Raw genomic sequence first — 22716 nt, forward strand, 5'->3', positions numbered from 1 at the left:
GTCAGCGGGCGATCGGCGCGAAGGTCGCGCCGGTGGCGGTGGCCAGGTCGGCGGGCGCCAGTCCCAGCTGCAGGCCGCGCTTGCCGCCGGAGACGTAGATCGTCGCCCATTGCTGGGCGGAGGAGTCGATGACGGTGCGCAGCGACGTGCGCTGCCCGATGGGGGAGAGGCCGCCGACCACGTAGCCGCTCGAGCGCTCTGCGGCCCTCGGGTCGGCCATCTCGGCCTTCTTGGCGCCGAGCGCCGAGGCGATGGCCTTGAGGTCCAGGCGTCCGGAGACGGGGACGACCCCCACCGCCAGCTGGCGAGGGCCCGTGCTCACGACGAGGTCTTGAAGAGGTGGGTGGGGTCGATGCCCGTCTCGCGGGCTGCCTCGGCCCCGAAGTCGGTGGCGTCGGCGTGGTGTGCGTACTCGACGGCCTCGAACGCGATCCCGGCCGCGGTGAGGGCATCCGTCGCGGGCGTGCCGCCGCCGGCCGCACGTCGCACCATCAGCTGAACGCCCCCACCAGCACGACCAGCACGGGCGCGAACACCAGCGCCGGCAGGATGTCGCCGACCGGGATGTTCTTCAGCTTGAGCAGCCGGACGCCGAGCGCCATGAGCATGAGGCCACCCGTCGCGGTCAGGGCGTCGATCTGGGCCATCGTGAACAGGTCACCGAGCAGGTACGCCGCCAGGGTCAAGGAGCCCTGGAGCAGGCCCACGGCGACGGCGGAGAACAGCACCCCCCAGCCGAGGGTGCTCGCGAAGGCGATCGCGGCGAAGCCGTCCAGGACGGCCTTGACCAGGAGCTGGTCGGCGCCCCGGCCCAAGCCGTCCGACAGCGACCCGAGGATCGTGAGGGGGCCGATGCAGAACAGCAGGGTGGGCGTGACGATCGCGTCCACGAAGGTCCCGGCGTCGCCCGTGCCGGCGAAGCGCCGGCGCAACCAGGCCGCGCCCCACTCGAGCTTCTCCTCGATCTTCAGCGCCGAGCCCACCACCGCTCCGAACAGCAGCGACCCGAGCACGATGAGCATCGGGGCGCCCGGGGGCAGGGCCTGTGCCAGGGCCGGGGAGGACATGGTCAGGGCCGACGAGACCCCGAGCACCAGGGTGATGAGGCCGAGGACATCGGTGATCGTGTGGCTCGTCCGCTCGGGGATGCGATCGCCGAGCAGGCGTCCGATGATCGCCCCGAGGGCCACGGTGACCACGTTGGCGACCGTCCCGATACCGATGAACATGGACGTCATAGAATCACTCCCGTGGAACTCCGCCTGATCGATGTCCGAGGAACGAACCCCGACTACCGTACGGTCGTGCCGCGAGGGGCGTTCGACGTCGAGCATGCGGTCGAGGTCGTGAAGCCGATCTGCGATGCGGTCGCCGAGCAGGGTGAGGACGCCCTGCGCGCGTTCGCCAAGCGTTTCGACGGGGTCGTGCCCGAGCACCTCCGCGTGCCGGTCGCCGAGCTCGCCCGCTGCGCCGACGAGCTCGACGCCGACGTCCGGGCCGCACTCGTCGAGAGCATCCGCCGCCGCCGCGAGGTCGCCGCGACCGAGGGAACCCCCCGGTTGGTGCGCGCCGAGGTCGCCCCGGGGGCCGTGGTCGAGACCAAGACCGTCCCGGTGTCGCGGGTCGGGCTCTACGTGCCCGGGGGGCTGGCACCGCTTGCTTCCAGTGTGTTGATGAACGCCGTGCCCGCCCAGGAGGCCGGCGTCGGCAGCCTCGCCGTCGCGACCCCGCCGAGCAAGGATCACGGGGGGTTGCCCAGTCCGACGATCCTCGCGCTGTGCCACCTGTTGGGGGTCGACGAGGTCTACGCCGTGGGGGGCGCGCAGGCGATCGCGATGTTCGCGCACGGTGTCGAGGGGCTGTGCGAGCCGGTCGACCTCGTCACCGGCCCGGGGAACATCTACGTCGTCGCCGCCAAGCGTTACCTGCGCGGGATCGTGGGCATCGACTCCGAGGCGGGCCCGACCGAGATCGCCGTCCTCGCCGACGACACCGCCGAACCGGCGTTCGTGGCGGCCGACCTGATCAGCCAGGCCGAGCACGACCCGATGGCGGGTTCGGTGCTGGTCACCGACTCCGAGCAGCTGGCTGCGTCCGTGAACCGGCTGCTCGCCGGGCGGATCGCCCAGCTCGACAACATCGAGCGGATCGAGACGGCGCTCTCCGGCCCCCAGTCGGCCGTGGTGCTGGTAGACGACCTGGAGCAGGGACTGGCGGTGGTCGACGCCTACGCCGCCGAGCACCTGGAGATCCACACCCGCGACGCCTACGAGGTGGCACACCGGGTGAAGAACGCCGGCGCGATCTTCATCGGCCCGTGGTCGCCGGTGCCCCTGGGTGACTACTCGGCCGGCTCGACACACGTCCTGCCGACCGCCGGGGCCGCTCGCTTCCAGTCCGGGTTGACGGTGCGCTCGTTCACCAAGACCGTGCACCTGATCCACTACGAGGAGGCCGCCCTCCGTGAGGTCGGGCCGACCGTCGAGGTCTTCGCCACCGCCGAGCACCTGCCCGGCCACCGGGCGGCCATCACCGTGCGGACGTCCGCCGAGGAGGCTGATCGCTGGTGAAGGCCGACCCCACGCTCGCCGACCTGCCGTTGCGGCCCGAACTCGTCGGCGAGGAGCCCTACGGGGCTCCCCAGTTGGACGTTCCGGTCTGCCTGAACGTCAACGAGAACCCCTACGCCCCGTCCGCGGCGACGCTCGACGACATGGCCGAGGCCATCCGTGCCGCGGCGTACCACCGCTACCCCGACCGCGAGTTCACGGCACTGCGGCGGCAGTTGGCCGATTACCTGGGGCACGGCCTCGGCGTGGAGAACGTCTGGGCGGCGAACGGGTCCAACGAGGTGATGACGCACGTGCTCGGGGCCTTCGGGGGCCCCGGACGCCGCGTCCTCACGTTCACGCCGACCTACTCGATGTACCCGGAGTACGCGCGCAACACGCACACCGCGTACGTCACGGTGCCCCGCCACCCCGACTTCACGCTCGACGCCCGTCTCGTCCTGGACGCGATCGCCGAGCACGAACCCACCGTGGTGCTGATCACCACCCCGAACAACCCCACGGGCACCTCGACGCCGCTGGCGGTGATCGAGGAGGTGCTCGCCGGCACGGACGCGATCGTCGTGGTGGATGAGGCCTACCAGGAGTTCAGCCGGACGCCCGAGGCCACGGCCCTCACGCTGCTGCCGCGGTTCGGCAACCTCGTGGTGAGCCGCACCATGAGCAAGGCGTTCGCCTTCGCGGGGGGACGACTGGGCTACCTCGCGGCAGCCCCGGCCGTCGTGGACGCCTGCCGGATCGTCCGGTTGCCGTACCACCTCTCCGCCCAGACCCAGGCGGTGGCGTCCGTCGCCCTGCGGCACGCGGACGAGATGCTCGCCCGGGTCGAGGACCTCCGCGTCGCCCGCGACGACATGGTCGCCCGGTGCCGCGCGATGGGCTTCGAGGTGGTCGAGTCCGACGCCAACTTCGCCCTGGTCGGGCGATGGGCCGACCGGCACCTGGCCTGGGAGCAGCTGTTGGCCCAGGGGGTGCTCGTCCGGGAGACTGGGCCGAGCGGCTACCTGCGCGTGAGCGCGGGGACACCCGAGGAGATGGCGGCGTTCCACACGGCCCTGGCGGCCGTGGACGCCCCGAGGATGGAGCAGTGATGGCAAGGACCGCCCGCATCGAGCGCACGACCAGCGAGAGCACGATCACCGTCGAGTTGGACCTCGACGGCACCGGAAGCTCCGAGATCAGCACCGGGGTCGGCTTCTACGACCACATGCTGACCGCGCTGAGCAAGCACTCCCTGGTCGACCTGCGCGTGGACGCCGTGGGTGACGTCCACATCGACGGCCACCACGTGGTCGAGGACACCGCGATCGTCATCGGACAGGCGCTCCGCGAGGCGCTGGGGGACAAGAAGGGCATCCGCCGCTTCGGCGACGCCATCGTCCCGCTGGACGAGGCACTGGCCCGGTGCGTCGTCGACGTCGCCGGACGTCCGTACGCGGTGTGCACCGGCGAGCCGGACGCCCAGGTCCACGCCCGCATCGGCGGGTCCGGCGTGCCCTATCAGGGTTCGATGACCTACCACGTCGTGGAGTCGCTGGCCCTGAACGCCGGCCTCTGCGTCCACCTGGACCTCATTCGCGGACGGGATCCCCACCACATCGTGGAGGCGCAGTTCAAGGCATTCGCCCGCGCACTGCGCACGGCGGTCGAGCCGGATCCTCGGATCGAGGGGATCGTGCCCTCCACGAAGGGCGCGCTGTGACCCTGGTCGCCGTCCTGGACTACGGTTCGGGCAACCTGCACTCGGTCACCCGCGCCCTGGCGGCGACGGGGGTCGACGTCGTCCTGACCGCGGACCCCGAGGAGGCGCTGGCCGCCGACGGGCTCGTGGTGCCGGGGGTGGGTGCCTTCGCCGCCTGCATGGCGGGACTCGTGGCCGTCGACGGTCCCCGGATCATCCGGGAGCGCCTCGAGGCCGGACGTCCGGTGCTCGGCATCTGCGTCGGCCACCAGATCATGTTCGACGCGGGCGTGGAGCACGGCGTGGAGACCGCCGGTGTGGGTGTCCTGCCGGGCATCGTCGGTCAGGTGGAGGCCGCACGGCTGCCGCACATGGGTTGGAACACCGTCGAGGCCCCGGCCGGCTCAACCCTGTTCGACGGCGTGGACGGCGAGCGCTTCTACTTCGTGCACAGCTATGCCGCGCACGCGGCCGAGTGGCCCGACGGTGTGCGCACCACGTGGGCCGAGCACGAGGGGGACCGATTCGTGGCCGCCGTGGAGCAGGGACCACTCAGCTCCACGCAGTTCCACCCGGAGAAGTCCGGCGACGCCGGTGCCCGGTTGCTGCGGAACTGGGTCGCCACGCTCTGATCGTCGGCGACGGCGGGGGGCAGACCCCGGTACCCTCACCCCCGTGAACGAGAAGCTCCACCTGTTGCCCGCCGTCGACGTCCAGGGCGGCCAGGCCGTCCAGCTGACCCAGGGGGTGGCCGGGACCGAGAAGAAGTTCGGGGATCCGCTGGCCGCCGCGAAGCGCTGGCAGGACGCGGGCGCGTCGTGGCTGCACCTGGTCGACCTCGACGCCGCCTTCGGCCACGGTTCCAACGCCGAACTGCTGGCCGGCATCATCGGCCAGCTCCACCTCGACGTCGAGCTGTCCGGCGGCCTCCGCACGGACGCCGACCTCGAGCGCGCCCTGGGCACCGGCTGCCGGCGGATCAACGTCGGCACCGCCGCGCTGGAGAACCCGGAGTGGGTGGAGCGCATCATCGCCCGCCACGGCGACCAGATCGGTGTCGCCATCGACGTGAAGGGCGACAACCTGGCAGCGCGCGGCTGGGTCCGCGAGGGCGGTTCGTGGCGGGAGGCCGTCGCCAGGCTCAGCGACGCCGGCTGCCGGACCTTCGTGGTGACGGACGTGAACTCCGACGGGATGCTGACGGGCCCCAACCTCGGACTGCTCGAGGAGGTGGCCTCCATGACGGACGCCGAGGTCATCGCCTCGGGTGGCATCAGCTCGCTGGACGACCTGCGGGCGCTGCGCACGCTGGTTCCCCACGGTGTGACCGGAGCCATCATCGGGACCGCCCTCTACGTGGGGAACTTCACCCTCGAGGACGCCCTGCAGGTGGCCGAGGGCTGACGCATCCCGCGACCGCGACTCGGGCGCCGGAACGGGTGCGGAGCGTCGCGGGTCACGGTCCAGCCGTCGGTGGGGGCGTGCCGCCCGTCAGCGATAAGATGGACGGCGGACCAGACGAGACGAGCGAAGGAGTCCCATGTCCGGGCATTCCAAGTGGGCCACCACGAAGCACAAGAAGGCAGCCATTGACGCCAAGCGCGGCAAGCTGTTCGCCAACCTGATCAAGAAGATCGAGGTGGCTGCGCGACTGGGGGGCCCTGACCCGGCTGGCAACCCGACCCTGTACGACGCCATCCAGAAGGCGAAGAAGAACTCGGTCCCCAACGACAACATCGACCGCGCCGTCAAGCGCGGCGGCGGTGAGGGCAACGACTCCGTCTCCTACGACGAGATCACCTACGAGGCGTACGGCCCGGCGGGCGTGGCCATCCTCATCCAGTGCCTGACCGACAACCGCAACCGGTCGGCGTCCGACGTCAAGGTGGCCATCACCCGCAACGGCGGCACGGTCGCCGACATGGGCTCGGTCGCTCGGGTGTTCGACCGCATGGGCGTGGTCGAGGTCAAGAAGGTGCAGCCGGCCACCGACAAGAAGGCTGCCGACAAGGTGGTCACCGAGGACGACCTCATGGAGGCCACCCTCGAGGCCGGCCCCGAGGACATCGTCGACGAGGGCGACACCTTCAAGGTCGTCGCCGACCCGGCCAACCTGGTCGCCGTCCGCAGGGCCGTCCAGGACGCCGGCATCGACTATGAGTCCGCCGATCTGGAGTTCCGCCCGCAGTTCGAGCAGGCGATCGACTCCAAGGAGGCGGCCGAGAAGCTGTTCAAGCTGCTCGACGCGATCGAGGACGTGGACGACGTCGAAGCCGTGTGGAGCAACGAGGACGTGCCGGACGAGATCCTCGAGTCCTTGGAGGACTGACGCTAGGATCCGAACATACGTTCGGCACCTCGATCAGACCAAGGAACCGGTGATGCAATGCGCGTGCTCGGGATCGACCCCGGCCTGACCCGTTGTGGGGTGGGCATCATCGAAGGCGATCCCGGCCGCAAACCGGACCTCCTCCTCGCGGACGTCGTCCGCACACCCGCCGACATGGAGGTGGGGCAGCGCCTGGCGATCCTGGAGCGCAGCCTCGTCCAGTACCTGGCCGAGTACCGTCCTGACGCCATCGCGGTGGAGCGGGTCTTCGCCCGCCGCGATGTGAGCACGATCATCGGCACGGCACAGGCGTCCGGGGTGGTGCTGCTCGTCGGCACCCGCGCCGGCCTGCAGGTCGCGCAGCACACCCCCAGCGAGGTCAAGGCGTCCATCACCGGCAACGGCCGCGCGGACAAGGCGCAGGTCGGGCAGATGGTGATGCGCATCCTCCGGCTGGACGCACCGCCCAGGCCCGCCGACGCCGCGGACGCCGTGGCCCTGGCCGTCTGTCACCTCTGGCGGGCGCCGGCGGTCGCGCGGATCCAGCAGGCGCAGGTGCGTCGTGACCTGGCCATGGGGCAGGCGCTCGCACGGGCACGGGCCGCGGAGAGACGACGGGGATGAAGGAGACGTTGGCATGATCGCGCAGTTGACCGGCACGGTGACCTCGATGGGCGGCACCTGGGTGGTGCTCGACCTGGCCGGCTTCGGGGTGCGCGCACTGTGCTCGCCCGCCACGGTGGCAGCCGCACGGGTGGGTGAGCCCACGACCCTCCACACCTCGCTCGTGGTCCGTGAGGACTCCCTGACCCTGTACGGGTTCACCGAGGCTGACGAGCGCGATGCGTTCGAATTGGTGCAGACCGCCTCCGGCGTCGGCCCCAAGATCGCGCAGGCGATCGTCTCGCTCCTGCCCCCGGACGAGTTGCGCGTCGCGATCAGCGAGGGCAACGTGGCGGCGCTCACCCGCGTCCCGGGCATCGGCCCGAAGGGCGCGCAGAAGATGATCATCGAGCTCAAGGACAAGGTGAACGCGCTCGGCGCGACCCCGAACCTGTCCGGTGGCGCCCGCGCCGCGCAGCCGGAGGATTGGCGCGAACAGGTGGCGTCCGGCCTGGAGTCGCTCGGCTGGGGCAGCAAGGACGCGCAGGTCGCCGTCGAGAAGGTCGCCCACCTCCGCGAGGCCGATCCCGCGGTGGGCATCGGTGAGATCATGCGCGCCGCCCTGAAGAGCTTGGCCCGCTGATGGCGAAGCTGGCGGAGGACCCGCTCGACCCGCACCAGCACGGCGACGACCAGGTGGTGGACGGAGCGCTGCGCCCGCCCACGCTGGGGGAGTTCCGTGGCCAGCCACGCGTGGCCGAACAGCTCGGCCTCGTCCTCGCGGCGGCCCAGCACCGGGGCGCGGTTCCCGACCACGTGCTCCTGTCCGGGCCCCCGGGGCTCGGCAAGACCACGCTGGCGATGATCATCGCCGCTGAGGTGGGGGCGCCCCTGCGGATCAGTTCCGGCCCGGCGATCCAGCACGCGGGGGACCTGGCGGCGATCCTGTCCGGGTTGACCGAGGGAGAGGTGTTCTTCCTCGACGAGATCCACCGGATGAGCCGTCCCGCCGAGGAGATGCTCTACCTCGCCATGGAGGACTTCCGCGTCGACGTGATCGTCGGCAAGGGGCCCGGGGCCACCGAGATCCCCCTGGAGATCCCGCGCTTCACCCTCGTGGGGGCGACCACGCGTGCGGGCCTGCTGCCGGGCCCGCTGCGGGACCGCTTCGGGTTCACCGGCCAGCTCGACTACTACGACGCGCGCGACCTCGTCGGCATCGTCCGGCGCAGCGCGAAGCTGCTCGGGCTGGACGTCGACCAGCAGTCCGCCGAGGTCATCGCGACCCGGAGCCGTGGCACGCCCCGGATCGCCAACCGCCTGCTCCGTCGTGTCCGGGACTTCGCGCTGGTCAAGGCGTCCGGGCGGATCACGCCCGAGGTGGCCTCGGCCGCACTGGAGCTGTACGAGGTGGACGAGCTGGGCCTGGACCGCCTCGACCGCTCCGTGCTGGAGGCCGTCTGCGTCCGATTCGCCGGGGGCCCCGTGGGCCTGTCCACGCTCGCCATGAGCGTCGGTGAGGAAGCCGAGACGGTCGAAGAGGTCGCCGAGCCGTACCTGATCCGGCAGGGTTTCCTGATGCGCACGCCCCGCGGACGGGTCGCCACACCGCGTGCGTGGCGCCACTTGGGGTTGGCCGTTCCTGCCAGTCGAACGGACCTGTTCACGGATTCTGAGTGAGGACCCGCTAGTCTCTGCTCTTGGCGGAGGCATCGCACGGTGCCTCCTCGCTCAACGACAAGAGGATTCGTACAAGACATGCCTGCCGACAACCAAACGCTGTCCACGCTGCTCATGCTCGCCGTCATGGGCCTGGCCTTCTGGCTGCTGCTGATCCGACCGGCGCAGCGCAAGCAGAAGGCCCAGCGCGAACTCGTGAGCAAGCTCGATCCCGGTGCGCGCATCATGACGACCGCCGGCGTCGTCGCCACCATTCGCGAGGTGGGGGAGCGCACCGCCATCATCGAGATCTCCCCCGGCGTCGAGATGACGATCCTGAAGCAGGCGATCATGCGGACCGTCGAACCCGCCGAGGAGGAGTTCGAGTACGCCGACGACGAGCTGGATGCGCCGTCGGCGGGCGGGTTCACCGACGGCGACCTCGTGGAGGGCACCGACGCACCCGAGGTCTTCGACCCGGAGCGCCCCGTCGACCCCGACCAGAAGTCCAACTGACCCCACCCTCCTTGCGGAAGAACTGAAAGCCAGTGGCAACCGAGAGCAGGACCAAGCAGCGCCCGGGGCGCACGCTCGTCACCCTTTTCGCCTTCGTTCTGGCCCTGTTCGCCATCATGGCGCTGGCCAACTCGTGGGCACCCAAGCTGGGCCTCGACCTGCGGGGCGGTACGACCATCACCCTGACCGCGCGCAACACGACGGGCACGGGCACGGTCGATCCGGCGAGCCTGGAGCAGGCCCGCATGATCATCACGCAGCGTGTCGATGCCATCGGTGTCGGCGAGTCCGAGGTGGCCATCGTCGGCAACGACCAGATCACCGTCTCCGTCCCGAACGTGGCTCCCGCCCAACTCCAGGAGATGGTCGGCCAGACCGCGCAGCTGAGGTTCCGTCCGACGTACGCCGCCCAGCCCGCGACGCCCGGCCGGCCGTCCGGCCTGCCGCTGCCTCCGCCGGACCCGCGTCCCACCACCCCGGCGGCGGTCGCGCCGACGGTCGACCAGGCGCTCGCGTGGCAGCCGTCCGCGCGCGACATGGCCGACTTCGAGGCCTACCAGTGCGGCGACCCGTTCCCGGACGTCGACGACCAGCCGCTGATCACCTGCGACCGCGAGCGGACCACCAAGTTCCTGTTGTACCCCGCCGTCATCGACGGCGACATGCTGACCAACGCCAGTTCCGGCATCCCGCAGGGAGGCGTCAACTGGATCGTCCAGCTGTCCCTCAACTCCGAGGGCGCCGGGATCTTCGAGAAGGTGACGGGCACCCTCGCCCAGAAGCAGTCCCCGCAGAACACGTTCGCCATCGTCCTCGACGGTGACGTGATCACGTACCCGAGCGTGTCGGGTTCGATCCCGGGTGGGCAGGCGCAGATCACGGGCAGCTTCACCCAGCAGACGGCGTCCGACCTGGCCAACGTGCTCAAGTACGGTTCCCTGCCGTTGGCGTTCGACCTCTCCGAGGTCTCGAACGTGTCCCCGACGCTGGGTGGTGAGCAGCTTCGTGCGGGCATCATCGCGGGTCTGATCGGTCTGGCGCTCGTGGTGGTGTACTCCGTCGCCTATTACCGGGCGTTGTCGATCGTCGTCATCGCCTCGCTGGCGCTGGCTGCCGTGATGACCTACCAGATCATGGTGCTGCTCGGTGAGGGCATGGGCTTCGCCCTCAACCTGCCCGGTATCGCCGGCGCGATCGTCGCCATCGGCCTGACGGCCGACTCCTTCATCATCTTCTTCGAACGGATCCGCGACGAGATGCGCGAGGGCCGTTCGTTGAGGACCGCCATCGAAACGGGCTGGATCGGCTCGCGCAAGACCATCCTCATCGCCGACGCAGTGTCCCTGCTGTCCGCGGCGGTGCTGTTCCTGCTCGCGATCGGGTCGGTGAAGGGCTTCGCGTTCACCCTGGGCCTGACGACCCTGCTCGACATCGCCATCGTGTTCTTCTTCACCAAGCCGTTGGTCACCCTGCTGGGCCGCACGAAGTACTTCGGTGAGGGACGCCGCTTCTCCGGCTTCGAGGCCGAGCACATGGGCGTCCAGCGCCGATCCCCGATCCGCCGCCTGCGCGCGACCGCCCCGAAGGAGGCCTGATGAGCAGCAAGAAGCCGAGCCTGGCGCATCGCCTCTACACCGGTGACCTGTCCTACGACTTCGTCGGCCGGCGCAAGCGCTGGTACACCGTCTCCGCCGTGATCATGGCGATCTGCATCCTGACGCTGGGCATCCGCGGGCTGAACCTGTCGATCGACTTCACCGGTGGCTCGGAGTTCTCCGTACCCACTCAGGTCACGAGCGCCTCGATCGACGACTACCGTGACGCCGCTGCGGACAGCGGGGTGCCCGACCTCGGTGAGATCAAGGTCAGCACCATCGGCGACAACCAGGTCCGCATCCAGGTGCGTGCCCTGTCGGCCGAGGAGATCAACACCATGACGGCCCACCTCGCCCAGAAGGCGGGGCTCCCCACCGACGAGGTGACCAACAACCTCATCGGTCCGTACTGGGGCCAACAGATCACGCAGCAGGGCATCATCGCCCTGGTCGTGTTCCTGGTGCTCGTGGCGCTCATGATCGCGGTGTACTTCCGCAACTGGAAGATGTCCGTCGCGGCCCTGATCGCGCTCCTGCACGACCTGGTCGTGACGGTCGGCGTCTACGCCATCCTCCAGTTCACGTTCACCCCGGCCACCCTGATCGGCGTGCTGACGATCCTCGGCTACTCGCTGTACGACACGGTGGTCGTGTTCGACAAGGTCCGTGACAACACCACCGACCTGCCGAAGCAGAACGCCACCTTCGGCCACTTGGCGAACTTCGCGATCAACCAGGTGCTCGTCCGCTCGATCAACACGACGATCATCGGCGTGCTCCCCGTGGCGGCCCTGCTGATCACCGGCGTGTTCATCCTCGGCACCGGCCCGTTGAAGGACCTCGGCCTGGCCATGTTCGTCGGCATGATCGCCGGCGCGTACTCCTCCTTGTTCCTCGCCGCGCCTCTGTTCGTCCAGATGAAGGAGCGTGAGCCCGAGGTCCGGGCCCACGACAAGCGCGTGCTGAAGCGAGCCCGCAAGGCCGAGGCGACCGCCGTGGCTGAAGCCGCCGAGGCCGCTCCGGTGGCGGTGGCGACGGGTACGCCCCTCGTCTCGAGCCCGCACCAGACCATCATCGACCCGGCCGCCCTCGGCGCCGTCCGGCCCGAGCAGCTCGGCACACGGCAGCAGCACCGGCGCACGACGCGGGCCGACCGCAAGAAGGACACGCAATGAACGCCAACCGAGAGCTGATCCGCGACCTGATCCGCGACGTCCCGGACTGGCCGAAGCCGGGCGTGATCTTCAAGGACATCACGCCGCTGCTGGCCAGCGCCCAGGGTTTCGGGGCCGCCGTCGACGAACTGGTGTCCCTCGCGCCGGGGCAGATCGACATCGTCGTGGGGATGGAGGCGCGTGGCTTCATCTTCGCCGCGCCCGTCGCGTTGAAGCTGGGGGCCGGCTTCGTGCCCGTCCGCAAGCCCGGCAAGCTGCCGGGCACCGTGGACGAGCAGAGCTTCACGCTGGAGTACGGCCACGAGACCCTGGCGATGCACACCGACGCGCTCTGGCCCGGTGCCCGCGTCATGGTCATCGACGACGTCCTCGCCACCGGTGGGACGGTCGGTGCGACCGCGGCGCTGATCAAGCGGCAAGGTGCGGAGCTCGTGCACGTCGCCGTCCTGATGGAGCTGGGCTTCCTCAAGGGCCGCGCGCACCTGACCGAACTGGGAGCGGACGCCCTGTCCGCCGTCCTCACGGTCTGAGGGGCCAGTCGTGACCGACCGGTCGTCGCAGTCGCTGTGGGGCTACCAAGCCCTCGTCAGGCTGCCGACCGTCACCGAGAACCCGTTCAAGGAGCTCGTCCGCCGCACCCTCCTCGCGCTGAGCATCGTCCTGATCAACACGATGATCGTGTGGTTGGACCACGACAGCTACGCCGACAATGTCAACGGCGACGGTGTCAGCTTCATCGACGCCCTGTACTACGCCACCGTCACGGTGACCACCACCGGGTACGGCGACATCACCCCCGTCTCCGACCACGCCCGGCTGTTGAACGCCCTGCTCGTCACCCCTTTGCGCATCGCGTTCCTGATCCTGTTGGTCGGCACCACCCTCGAGGTGCTCGCCAACGAGGGACGTCGTGCCATGGTCGACACCCGCTGGAGGAAGAAGATGCGCAACCACACCGTCGTCCTGGGCTACGGCACCATGGGCCGCAGCGCGCTGAGCACGCTCCTGCGCAACGGCGCCGAGCAGGATCGCATCGTCATCGTGGACGGCAGCCAGGCCGCCGTCGACGAGGCCAACCGCAACGGGCTCGCGGCGTTCCTCGGTGACGCGACCTCCCGGGAACTGCTGCGCCGCGCCGAGGTGCCCAAGGCCAAGCACATCGTCATCACCGTCAACCGCGATGACACCGCCATCCTCGCCACCCTCACCGCGCGCCAGCTGAATCCGCACGCGCACATCGTGGTGGCCGTCCGGGCGGCCGAGAACGTGTCGCTGCTGCGCCAGTCGGGTGCCGACGGCGTCGTCACGAGCTCGGACGCCGTGGGTCGCCTCGTCGGGCTGTCCGCCGTGAGCCCCGACCTGGGTGCCACCATGGAGGACCTGCTCAGCTATGGGGAAGGCCTCGACATCGCCCAGCGACTCGTCGCTCCGGACGAGGTGGGCCACAGCACCCAGGACATCGCGGGGGAGCGCGTCATCGGGGTCGTCCGTGGCGGACTGCTGCGCCGCTTCTTCGATCCGAGCGTCGCGACCCTGAAGACGGGCGACGAACTGGTGGTGGTGCGGCCCAGCCGCAAACCGCGTCCACGGGCCGGAGGCGACCAGTCGGGGCTCGGCCAGCGCTAGACTCGGTCCACCACGTCGGGAGGTGAGACCATGAGCGAAACCGCCAGCAGGCCCTCCGACGCGCAGGAGTACGACCCGCGCGTCCCCGCAGTGCCGGACACCCCCGGTGCCCTTCCTGCCGTTCCCGACCAGCCGCGCCGCAGCGTCCGACGGATGCTCGCCCTGCTCGGGTCCCAGAAGGTGTCCACGACATCGGCGCTGGACCCGCTGTTCGCCGCGATGCGCCAGCACCACGCCAAGGTGGACACGGCCGTCATCGAACGGGCCTTCCGCACGGCTGAGCACTACCACAGCGGCCAGACCCGCAAGAGCGGTGACTCCTACATCACCCACCCGCTCGCCGTGGCGACCATCCTCGCGGGACTGGGCCTGACCGAGTCCACGATCTGTGCGGCGCTGCTGCACGACACGGTGGAGGACACCGGCTACACGCTCGCCCAGCTGACGGCCGACTTCGGTGAGGAAGTCGCCACGATGGTCGACGGCGTCACGAAGCTGGACAAGGTGGTCTACGGCGAGTCCGCCAAGGCGGAGACGATCCGCAAGATGGTCGTGGCCATGGCGCGTGACATCCGCGTCCTGGTCATCAAGCTGGCAGACCGCCTGCACAACATGCGGACCATCAGTTCGCTGCGGCAGGACAAGCAGGCGCGCATCGCGCGGGACACCCTCGAGATCTACGCCCCGCTGGCCCACCGCCTCGGCATGAGTGCCGTCAAGTGGGAACTGGAGGATCTGTCGTTCAGCGTGCTGGAGCCGAAGATCTACTCGGAGATCGTGAAGCTCGTCGCCGAGCGCGCCCCGTTGCGCGACCAGTACCTCAACACGGTGATCAACCAGGTGCGGGAGGACCTGGCCGCGGAGAAGATCAAGGCCACGGTCTACGGCAGGCCCAAGCACTACTACTCGATCTACCAGAAGATGATGGTGCGCGGCCGCGACTTCTACGACATCTACGACCTCGTGGGCCTGCGGGTCCTCGTCGACACCAAGCGTGAGTGCTACGACGTGCTCGGTGTCCTGCACGCACGTTGGCGTCCGTTGCCGGGGCGGTTCAAGGACTACATCGCCATGCCCAAGTTCAACCTCTACCAGTCGTTGCACACGACGGTGCTGGGGCCGGGCGGCAAGCCGGTGGAACTGCAGATCCGCACCCACGACATGCACCGCCAGGCCGAGTTCGGCGTGGCCGCGCACTGGCGCTACAAGGAGGGCAAGACCTCCGGCGACCAGATCAACTGGGTGCAGTCGATCTCGGAATGGCAGAAGGAGACCGAGGACTCCGGGGAGTTCCTCGACACCTTCACCCAGGAGATCGCCAAGAACGAGGTCTTCGTCTTCTCGCCCAAGGGTGACGTCATCTCCCTGCCCGCCGGGTCGACGCCGGTCGACTTCGCCTACGCCATCCACACCGAGGTCGGACACCGCTGCATCGGCGCGCGGGTCAACGGCAAGCTCGTCCCGCTCGACTCGCCCCTCGAGATGGGCATGGTCGTGGACATCATCACGTCCAAGGCCCAGAACGCGGGCCCGAGCCGTGACTGGCTGAGCTTCGTCAAGACGCCGAGGGCCCGCTCGAAGATTCGGCAGCACTTCACCCGCGAGCGCCGCGACGAGGCCATCGAACAGGGCAAGGAACTGCTGACCAAGCAGATGCGCCGAGCCCACCTCGCGTCGCGCCTGCTGACGCCGGAGGTGCTCGCCGGCCTGGTGCAGCACTTCCACGTGTCGGACGTCCCGAGCCTGTGGGCGGCCATCGGGGAGGGTACGGTGAGCCCGCAGTCGGTGGTGACCCAGCTGATCAGGACGATCGGTGGTGACGAGGCCGCCGCCGAGGCGTCCCTCGTCGACCAGGCGCTCCTCGTCCGCCCGATGCGCAAGCTGCCGCGTGACCACTCCGGCGTCGTCGTGGACGGCGACCCCGACATGTACACCAAGCTCGCCAAGTGCTGCCTCCCCGTCCCGGGTGACCCCATCATCGGGTTCGTCACGCGGAGCGAGGGCATCTCGGTGCACCGGGAGGACTGCACGAACGTGGAGTCGCTGAAGCGCTACCCCGAACGGATCGTGCCGGTCTCGTGGGCGCCGAGCGCGGACGCCGCATTCCTGGTCGCGGTGCAACTCGAGGGCATCGACCGCGCCGGGATGCTGAGCGATGTCACGCGGGCGCTCACCGACCTGCACATGAGCATCGTGTCGGTGTCGGCGAACGCGTCCAAGGACCACGTGTTCACCATGCGCCTGACCTTCCAGACCCCCGATCCGCGGCACCTGGACACCGTGCTGAACTCGCTGCGACGCGTCCCGGGGGTCTATGAGGTGAGTCGGGTCAAGCCGGGCTGACGCGAGCTCGTCCCCGTTTCACCTCGAGCAACGCACAGGAACGCCCGGGCCGCAGCGGTGGCTGCGGCCCGGGCGTCCGGCATCCGTGCGTCGGGTCAGCGCGTGAAGTCGGCCAGCGTGGCCTTGGCCTGGTCGAGCCAGGTGGTGTAGGTCGCGATGGAGTCCTGGGCCTTCTTCGAGGCCTGCTTGTCACCGCGCGCGTCGGCCTTGGCGGCCTTGGCCTCCAGCTTCCCGATCTCGGCGGTCAGCATGGCGACCGTCTCCTCGGCACGCTGGCGCGCCTCGGGATCGGTGCGCTTCCACTCGTCATCCTCGGCCTTCTTGACGGCCTGCTCGATGGTGCGGACGCGGTTGTCGAGCCCGCGCATCGCATCGCGGGGGACCTTGCCCAGGGCGTGGTACTCCTCGAGGAACGTGCGGAACTGGGTGCGCGCCACCTCATGGTCGGTGACGGGCAGGATCTCGGCCTCGGCCTTGGCGAGCAGTTCCTCCTTGGCGACGAGGTTGCCGGAGAACTCCTCGTCCTGCGCGGACTGTGCGGAGGTACGTGCGTCGAAGAACCGGTCCTGGAGACCGCGGAACTCGGCCCACAGCTTGTTGTCGTCGTCGCGGGCCGCGGAGCCGGCGGCCTTCCACCGGCTCATCAGGTCGCGGAACGCGCCCGAGGTGGGGCCCCAGTCGGTGGAGTCGGCCAGCTCGCGAGCCTCCTCGATGATCTGCTGCTTCAGCTGCTTCGCCTCGCCCCACTTCGCCGACTGCTCGGCGAACTGCGCCTTGCGGCGACGCGTGTAGGTCGTGCGGGCGGAGCTGAACCGGTGCCAGAGCTCGTCGTCGGTGGCGCGGTCGATGCGGGGGAGGGCCTTCCAATCCTCGAGCAGCTGGCGGAAGCGGTTCACGCCGCCGCGCCAGTCGTTGCCGGCGGCCAGCGTCTCGGCCTCGGCGACCATGGCCTCCTTGGCCTCCCGGGTCGCTTCGTGCTGCTTCGCGCGCTCGGCCTTCCGCGCCTCGGACGCCTCGGCCAACAGGGGCTGGAGCGCATCCAGCCGGGCCTCGAGGGCGGCCAGGTCACCGACGGCGTTGGCCTCGGTGACGGACTTGTGGAGGTTCTTGATGGTATGGCGTGCGTCGTCCGGCGTGACAGCCCCAGAATTCAGCCGCTGCTCGAGCAGCGTGACCTCCAGGTCGAGCGCCTCGAAGCGACGGACGAAGAAGGCAAGGGCGTCCTCGGGGGACACATCGGGGACCTGACCGACAGCACGTTCGCCCTCACCCGTTGTCACGTAGACGGTGCCATCGGGATCGACACGACCGAAGCTGGCCGGACCTGCGGAGTCAGTCATGGATCCCATCTTGCCCGAAAACATGGGTGCGGCGCGCGCATGTCGCCTCTCGATAAGGTGTCGGGGTGTTCCTGACCTCATTTGCCGCCGGTCCGTTCCAGGCGAATTGCTACGTCTACTCGGTCGACGGGAGCCGCTGTGTGGTCGTCGACCCGGGCGTCAACGCCTTCGACGACGTGAAGAAGATCCTGGATGACAAGGCGTTGAGCGTCGAGGCCGTCCTCCTCACCCACGGTCACCCCGATCATGTCGGGGGAGCCGCGGACGTCGCCGACCACTACGGCGTCCCGGCCTACGTGCACGCCGACGACCGCGAACTGTTCGACACCAGCCTCCTGTCGGAGATGGCCGTCCAGATCATCGAGCGGTTCCAGGTGAACCACGTCGAGCCCGAGGACCTGCGTGAGCTGGTCGGGGGTGAGACCCTCGAGTTGGCCGGCATCCCCTTCACCACCGAGGTGGCACCGGGCCACCGCCCCGGCTGCCTCCTGTGGCGGACGCCGCTGGCCGAGTCCCTGCCCCAGGCCCCGGAACTGACCGAGCTCATCTTCACCGGTGACGTCGTCTTCGCCGGGTCCATCGGCCGGACCGATCTGTACGGCGGCGACGACGACGTGATGCGCGCGACGCTGCGCGACATCGTCCTCGCCCTGCCGGACACGGCCGCCCTGCTGCCCGGCCACGGCCCCGAGACCACGATGGCGCATGAGCGCACCACCAACCCCTATCTCCAAGACTCGTACCTGAGGTGACCATGCGACCCAAGCCCCTTTCCGGCTTCCCCGAGTTCCTGCCCACCGGCCGGATCGTCGAGCAGTCCGTCCTCGATTCGTTGCGGCAGACGTTCGAACTGCACGGGTTCGCGTCCATCGAGACCCGCGCCGTCGAGACCATGGAGTCGCTCACGCGCAAGGGCGAGATCACCAAGGAGGTCTACGTCGTGCGGCGGCTGCACGCCGCCGAGGGGGAGACCGGGGACGACCTGGGCCTCCACTTCGACCTGACCGTCCCGTTCGCGCGCTACGTCGTGGAGAACGCGGGGCACCTCGCCTTCCCCTTCCGCCGCTACCAGATCCAGAAGGTGTGGCGCGGTGAACGCCCCCAGGAGGGCCGCTACCGCGAGTTCCTGCAGGCCGACATCGACGTGGTGGGGGATGGCGCGCTGGCCGACCACCACGACGCCGAGGTGCTGCTGGTCATGGTCGAGGCGCTCGGACGCCTGGGTGGGTTCGGTGTGCCGAAGGTCACCTTCCACATCAACAACCGCAAGCTCGCCGAGGGCTTCTACCGCGGCCTGGGCGTCGAGGACCACCTGGCGGTGCTCCAACGCGTCGACAAACTGGACAAGATCGGGCCGGACGCTGTTCGCACGCTGCTCGTCGACGAACTCGGACTGAGCGTCGATGCGGCCGACAAGTGCCTCGCGCTGGCCACGATCCGGAGCGCCGACGAGTCGTTCGTCGAGCAGGTCCGGGCCCTGGGCGTGGAGCACGACCTGCTGGACGAGGGCCTCGAAGCCCTGGCGTCCGTCGTCCGTACCGTCAACGCGGCGGCCCCCGGCGCGGTGGTGGCCGACATGAAGATCGCCCGCGGCCTCGACTACTACACCGGCACCGTGTACGAGTCGGTGCTCGAGGGCTACGAAAAGCTCGGTTCGATCTGCTCCGGCGGCCGCTACGACGCGTTGGCCACCGACGGGAAGCGGACGTTCCCGGGCGTCGGCATCTCGGTCGGTGTCACGCGCATCCTCGGGGTGCTGATCGGCCAGGGCGCGCTCACGGCGTCCCGGTCGGTGCCGACGTGCGTGCTGGTGGCCGTCGACAGCGAGGAGGCCCGCGACGCCGCGGTGGCCACCGCGCAGCGGCTGCGGGCCCGCGGCATCCCGACCGAGGTCGCCCCGAAGGCGGACAAGTTCGGCAAGCAGATCCGCTACGCGGACCGCCGGGGCATCCCGTACGTGTGGTTCTCGGACGGTTCGGTGAAGGACATCCGCTCGGGTGAGCAGGTGCCGGCCGACGCCGCCACGTGGGCACCCCCCGCGGAGGACCTCCACCCCACGGTGCACCGCGCCCACTGAGGATGGCGCGCTGGGGTGCGCTGGTCGGCGGTGTCCTCGTCCAGTTGGTCATCGGCGGCCTCTACGCCTGGAGCATCTTCGGGCGGGCCCTGTCCGCCCCGGGTGCCCTGGGCCTCAGTCGGGTCGAGGCGGCCGTACCGTTCGAGGTGGCCATCGGCATGATCTTCGTCGGGTCGTCGATCGGCGGACGCCTGCAGGACCGCAGCAGCCCGCGTGTGGTGGCGCTGGCGGGCGTGGTGCTGTTCGCGGTCGGTCACCTCGTCGCGTCGTTCGGCACGGGGCCGGGCGCCCTGGGGTGGCTGGTCGTCGGCTACGGCGTGGTCGGGGGCTTCGGTCTCGGGATGGCCTACATCGTGCCGGTCGCGTTGTTGCAGAAGTGGTTCCCCGACCAGCGTGCGCTGGTGACAGGGCTCGCCGTGGGCGGCTTCGGCTTCGGCGCGATGGTGACCGCTCCGGCGGCCCACCACCTCGTCGCACTCACCCCGGCTGAGCCGGCGGTGGCGTTCCGGGCGCTCGGGCTGGCCTACCTCGCCGTCGGTGCGCTCGGTGCGAGCCTGCTGGCCAGGCCGCCGGTGGCGGTTCCGGGTCCGACCGGGGGCGCGGCCGGCTTGACCGTGTCCCAAGCGTTGCGGACGCCGCACTGGTATCTCCTGGCCGGCACCTTGGCCGTCTCGGTGACGGCCGGCATCGCCCTGATCTCGATGATGGCGTCGGTCTCCGTCGAGGTCGCCGGGCTCACGCCGGTGGCGGCTGCGGGAGCGGTCGGGGTGCTGGCCCTGTTCAACGGTGGCGGCCGCATCGTGTGGGCCGCCCTGGCCCAACGGGTCGGGCACGTGCCCGTGCTCGGAGCGATCCTCGTGCTGGAGGGCCTGGCGCTCATGGTGCTGCCGCACGTGCCCGGTCCGCTGCTGCTGGGCCTGGCAGCCCTGGTCTACCTCTGCTACGGCGGGGCCTTCGGAACGCTGCCGTCCGCCGCCGGCTCCACCTTCGGCCTCACGCACGCAGGCGCGATCTACGGCCTGATGCTGGTCGGCTGGTCCTTGGCCGGGGTCGCCGGTCCGCTCCTCGGCTCCGCGCTGGTCGGGTCGTCCGGCTACGCGCTGGCGTTCGGTGTGCTGGGGGCCGTCGGGCTCGTCGGGGCACTCCTGCCGTGGGCGCTGGGACGCCTCGGGCCCGCCCGCTGGGGAGCGTCCTCGTGACTCCGGCGTTGAGCAACCGTGGCTGCCTGGCGGGCAACCGTTCAGCGTCCCCCACGGGGTGGGCCTAGACTCGTCCCCACGCGCCCCGTACCGTCCATGCGGGGGCAAGAAGGGAACAAGAAGAGCATGCTGCGCACGCACCAGGCAGGTCAGCTCCGCGCGAGCGACGTCGGCCAGACCGTCACCCTTGCCGGATGGGTCGCCAAGCGGCGCGACCATGGTGGGGTGGCCTTCATCGACCTCCGTGACGCGTCCGGTATCTGCCAGGTGGTCGTCCGTGACGAGTACCTCGAGCAGGCGGGCATCCACGACCTCCGCAACGAGTTCTGCATCCAGGTCACCGGCGTCGTCGACGCACGCACCCCCGAGAACGTCAACCCCAACATCGCCACCGGCGAGGTCGAGGTGGCGATCCGTGAGCTCGTGGTCCTGAACCCGGCCGCGCCGCTGCCGTTCCAGATCGACGAGCGCACCACCGTCGGTGAGGACGCCCGTCTGCGCCACCGCTACCTGGACCTGCGGCGTCCGCGCCAGCACGACGCGCTCGTGCTGCGGTCGAAGGTCACCCACACCATCCGTGAGGTGATGGACCGGCACGACTTCTACGACGTCGAGACCCCGACGCTGACGCGCTCCACCCCCGAGGGCGCCCGTGACTTCCTCGTGCCGGCCCGCCTGCATCCCGGCAAGTGGTACGCGCTGCCGCAGAGCCCCCAGCTGTTCAAGCAGTTGTTGATGGTCGCCGGCATGGAGCGGTACTACCAGATCGCCCGCTGCTACCGCGACGAAGACTTCCGCGCCGACCGCCAGCCCGAGTTCACCCAGCTGGACATCGAGATGAGCTTCGTCGACCAGGACGACGTGATCACCCTCGCCGAGGAGGTCATGGCCGCGTGCTGGAAGCTGATCGGCGTCGAGATGCAGCTGCCGCTGCAGCGGATGAGTTGGCACGACGCGATGGACGACTACGGCTCCGACAAGCCCGACCTCCGTTTCGACAACAAGATCCGCGAGCTGACCGACTACTTCGCCGAGACGCCGTTCCGCGTGTTCCAGGCGCCGTACGTGGGTGGGGTCGTCATGCCGGGTGGTGCCTCCCAGCCGCGTCGCCAGTTCGACGCCTGGCAGGAGTGGGCCAAGCAGCGCGGGGCCAAGGGTCTCGCCTACGTCACCATCGCCGAGGACGGCACCCTGGGTGGCCCCGTCGCCAAGAACATCACCGAGCAGGAGCGTGACGGACTCGCCGCGGCCATGGGCGCCCAGCCCGGCGACGCCATCTTCTTCGGTGCGGGTGCCCGCGAGACCACGCAGGAGCTCCTGGGTGCGGCGCGCCTGGAGATCGGCCGCCGTTGCAACCTGATCGACGAGGGCGCCTGGTCGTTCCTGTGGGTCGTGGACGCGCCGATGTTCAAGAGCGCGGCGGACGCCGTGGCCTCCGGCGACGTCGCGGTCGGCGGCGGCAAGTGGACCGCCGTCCACCATGCCTTCACCTCGCCGAAGCCCGAGTCGCTGGACACCTTCGACACCGACCCCGGCACGGCCCTGTCGTACGGCTACGACTTCGTCGCCAACGGCAACGAGGTCGGAGGCGGCTCGATCCGTATCCACCGCCGGGACGTGCAGGAGCGCGTGTTCAGGGTCATGGGCATCTCCCAGGAGGAGGCGGAGGAGAAGTTCGGCTTCCTGCTGGACGCCTTCTCCTACGGCGCCCCGCCGCACGGTGGCATCGCGTTCGGTCTTGACCGCCTGGTCATGCTGCTCGGCGGCTTCGAGACGATCCGGGACGTCATCGCCTTCCCCAAGTCGGGCGGTGGCTTCGACCCGCTGACCGAGGCGCCGACGACGATCACGCCCCAGCAGCGCAAGGAGGCCGGCGTGGACTTCAAGCCGACCCCCAAGGCCGACGCCAAGGACGGTGGAGCTCCGACGAAGGCGGACACTCAGCCCGCGACCAGCGCCTGAGCCAGGTTTCGTTCCCCACGGTCCGCCGTGGGGAACGAAGT

General features: G+C 69.8%; 23 protein-coding genes. 19 read left to right on the forward strand and 4 right to left on the reverse strand.

Features of this window, described 5'->3' with window-relative positions:
* Window position 1 precedes the first annotated feature (1 nt).
* The 3 genes from AC5YDA_RS03540 to AC5YDA_RS03550 are packed head-to-tail and all read right to left on the reverse strand — an operon-like array spanning window position 2 to window position 1229.
* A complete protein-coding gene (locus AC5YDA_RS03540; protein WP_496188715.1) occupies window positions 2–322 on the reverse strand; it encodes an aminoacyl-tRNA deacylase in 321 nt (106 codons plus the stop codon).
* The gene (locus AC5YDA_RS03545; protein ID WP_496188714.1) at window positions 319–492 is read right to left on the reverse strand and encodes a hypothetical protein; all 174 of its coding nucleotides are present in this window, start codon (window positions 490–492) and stop codon (window positions 319–321) included. The genes AC5YDA_RS03540 and AC5YDA_RS03545 overlap by 4 nt, the downstream gene beginning before the upstream one ends.
* Complete coding sequence (locus AC5YDA_RS03550; RefSeq protein WP_496188713.1) at window positions 492–1229, reverse strand: DUF554 domain-containing protein; 738 nt, start codon at window positions 1227–1229, stop codon at window positions 492–494. Before AC5YDA_RS03550 ends, AC5YDA_RS03545 begins: the two co-directional genes overlap by 1 nt.
* A 21-nt stretch (window positions 1230–1250) precedes the next feature.
* On the opposite strand from AC5YDA_RS03550, the gene hisD reads away from it, so the two are divergent.
* From hisD to AC5YDA_RS03625, 15 genes are all read left to right on the forward strand, one after another.
* Window positions 1251–2570, forward strand: coding sequence for a histidinol dehydrogenase (gene hisD, locus AC5YDA_RS03555; RefSeq protein ID WP_496188712.1), 1320 nt, complete (start codon window positions 1251–1253; stop codon window positions 2568–2570).
* Complete coding sequence (locus tag AC5YDA_RS03560) at window positions 2564–3661, forward strand: histidinol-phosphate transaminase (RefSeq protein ID WP_496188817.1); 1098 nt, start codon at window positions 2564–2566, stop codon at window positions 3659–3661. The genes hisD and AC5YDA_RS03560 overlap by 7 nt, the downstream gene beginning before the upstream one ends.
* Window positions 3661–4272, forward strand: a complete 612-nt coding sequence (hisB, locus tag AC5YDA_RS03565; protein ID WP_496188711.1) for an imidazoleglycerol-phosphate dehydratase HisB — start codon at window positions 3661–3663, stop codon at window positions 4270–4272. Before AC5YDA_RS03560 ends, hisB begins: the two co-directional genes overlap by 1 nt.
* Complete coding sequence (gene hisH, locus AC5YDA_RS03570; RefSeq protein WP_496188710.1) at window positions 4269–4883, forward strand: imidazole glycerol phosphate synthase subunit HisH; 615 nt, start codon at window positions 4269–4271, stop codon at window positions 4881–4883. Before hisB ends, hisH begins: the two co-directional genes overlap by 4 nt.
* Window positions 4884–4926: 43 nt before the next feature.
* The gene (priA, locus tag AC5YDA_RS03575; RefSeq protein ID WP_496188709.1) at window positions 4927–5655 is read left to right on the forward strand and encodes a bifunctional 1-(5-phosphoribosyl)-5-((5-phosphoribosylamino)methylideneamino)imidazole-4-carboxamide isomerase/phosphoribosylanthranilate isomerase PriA; all 729 of its coding nucleotides are present in this window, start codon (window positions 4927–4929) and stop codon (window positions 5653–5655) included.
* Window positions 5656–5791: 136 nt separating this feature from the next.
* Window positions 5792–6580: a YebC/PmpR family DNA-binding transcriptional regulator gene (locus AC5YDA_RS03580; protein ID WP_496188708.1), complete on the forward strand. Its 789-nt coding sequence runs from the start codon at window positions 5792–5794 to the stop codon at window positions 6578–6580.
* Between the two features lie 57 nt (window positions 6581–6637).
* Window positions 6638–7204 (forward strand): crossover junction endodeoxyribonuclease RuvC, encoded by a 567-nt coding sequence (gene ruvC / locus AC5YDA_RS03585; RefSeq protein ID WP_496188707.1) that lies wholly within the window; start codon window positions 6638–6640, stop codon window positions 7202–7204.
* Window positions 7205–7217: 13 nt separating this feature from the next.
* Window positions 7218–7826, forward strand: coding sequence for a Holliday junction branch migration protein RuvA (gene ruvA / locus AC5YDA_RS03590; RefSeq protein WP_496188706.1), 609 nt, complete (start codon window positions 7218–7220; stop codon window positions 7824–7826).
* Complete coding sequence (gene ruvB / locus AC5YDA_RS03595) at window positions 7826–8863, forward strand: Holliday junction branch migration DNA helicase RuvB (RefSeq protein WP_496188705.1); 1038 nt, start codon at window positions 7826–7828, stop codon at window positions 8861–8863. Before ruvA ends, ruvB begins: the two co-directional genes overlap by 1 nt.
* Window positions 8864–8941: 78 nt before the next feature.
* Window positions 8942–9358 (forward strand): preprotein translocase subunit YajC, encoded by a 417-nt coding sequence (gene yajC / locus AC5YDA_RS03600; RefSeq protein WP_496188704.1) that lies wholly within the window; start codon window positions 8942–8944, stop codon window positions 9356–9358.
* A gap of 32 nt (window positions 9359–9390) precedes the next feature.
* Window positions 9391–10953, forward strand: a complete 1563-nt coding sequence (gene secD, locus AC5YDA_RS03605) for a protein translocase subunit SecD (RefSeq protein WP_496188703.1) — start codon at window positions 9391–9393, stop codon at window positions 10951–10953.
* Window positions 10953–12128 carry a protein translocase subunit SecF gene (gene secF, locus AC5YDA_RS03610; RefSeq protein ID WP_496188702.1) on the forward strand — a complete coding sequence of 392 codons (1176 nt, stop codon included), beginning with the start codon at window positions 10953–10955 and terminating at the stop codon, window positions 12126–12128. Before secD ends, secF begins: the two co-directional genes overlap by 1 nt.
* A complete protein-coding gene (locus AC5YDA_RS03615) occupies window positions 12125–12658 on the forward strand; it encodes an adenine phosphoribosyltransferase (protein ID WP_496188701.1) in 534 nt (177 codons plus the stop codon). The genes secF and AC5YDA_RS03615 overlap by 4 nt, the downstream gene beginning before the upstream one ends.
* Window positions 12659–12668: 10 nt before the next feature.
* Window positions 12669–13754 (forward strand): potassium channel family protein, encoded by a 1086-nt coding sequence (locus tag AC5YDA_RS03620; protein WP_496188700.1) that lies wholly within the window; start codon window positions 12669–12671, stop codon window positions 13752–13754.
* A 153-nt stretch (window positions 13755–13907) separates the two neighbouring features.
* Window positions 13908–16097, forward strand: coding sequence for a RelA/SpoT family protein (locus AC5YDA_RS03625; RefSeq protein ID WP_496188816.1), 2190 nt, complete (start codon window positions 13908–13910; stop codon window positions 16095–16097).
* 95 nt (window positions 16098–16192) lie between these two features.
* Here AC5YDA_RS03625 and AC5YDA_RS03630 read toward each other — a convergent pair whose 3' ends face one another.
* Window positions 16193–17437, reverse strand: coding sequence for a DUF349 domain-containing protein (locus AC5YDA_RS03630; protein ID WP_496188699.1), 1245 nt, complete (start codon window positions 17435–17437; stop codon window positions 16193–16195).
* A gap of 65 nt (window positions 17438–17502) precedes the next feature.
* Between AC5YDA_RS03630 and AC5YDA_RS03635 the strand changes: the two genes are divergently transcribed.
* The 4 genes from AC5YDA_RS03635 (at window position 17503) to aspS (ending at window position 22675) form a co-directional block, all read left to right on the forward strand.
* Window positions 17503–18189, forward strand: coding sequence for an MBL fold metallo-hydrolase (locus AC5YDA_RS03635; RefSeq protein ID WP_496188698.1), 687 nt, complete (start codon window positions 17503–17505; stop codon window positions 18187–18189).
* Window positions 18190–18191: 2 nt separating this feature from the next.
* Complete coding sequence (gene hisS, locus AC5YDA_RS03640; RefSeq protein WP_496188697.1) at window positions 18192–19514, forward strand: histidine--tRNA ligase; 1323 nt, start codon at window positions 18192–18194, stop codon at window positions 19512–19514.
* A gap of 2 nt (window positions 19515–19516) precedes the next feature.
* On the forward strand, window positions 19517–20713 hold the full coding sequence (locus tag AC5YDA_RS03645; RefSeq protein ID WP_496188696.1) for an MFS transporter: 1197 nt from the start codon (window positions 19517–19519) through the stop codon (window positions 20711–20713).
* 126 nt (window positions 20714–20839) lie between these two features.
* Complete coding sequence (gene aspS, locus AC5YDA_RS03650) at window positions 20840–22675, forward strand: aspartate--tRNA ligase (RefSeq protein WP_496188695.1); 1836 nt, start codon at window positions 20840–20842, stop codon at window positions 22673–22675.
* Window positions 22676–22716 lie beyond the last annotated feature (41 nt).

It is taken from the genome of Propioniciclava sp. LT294, assembly GCF_059516005.1.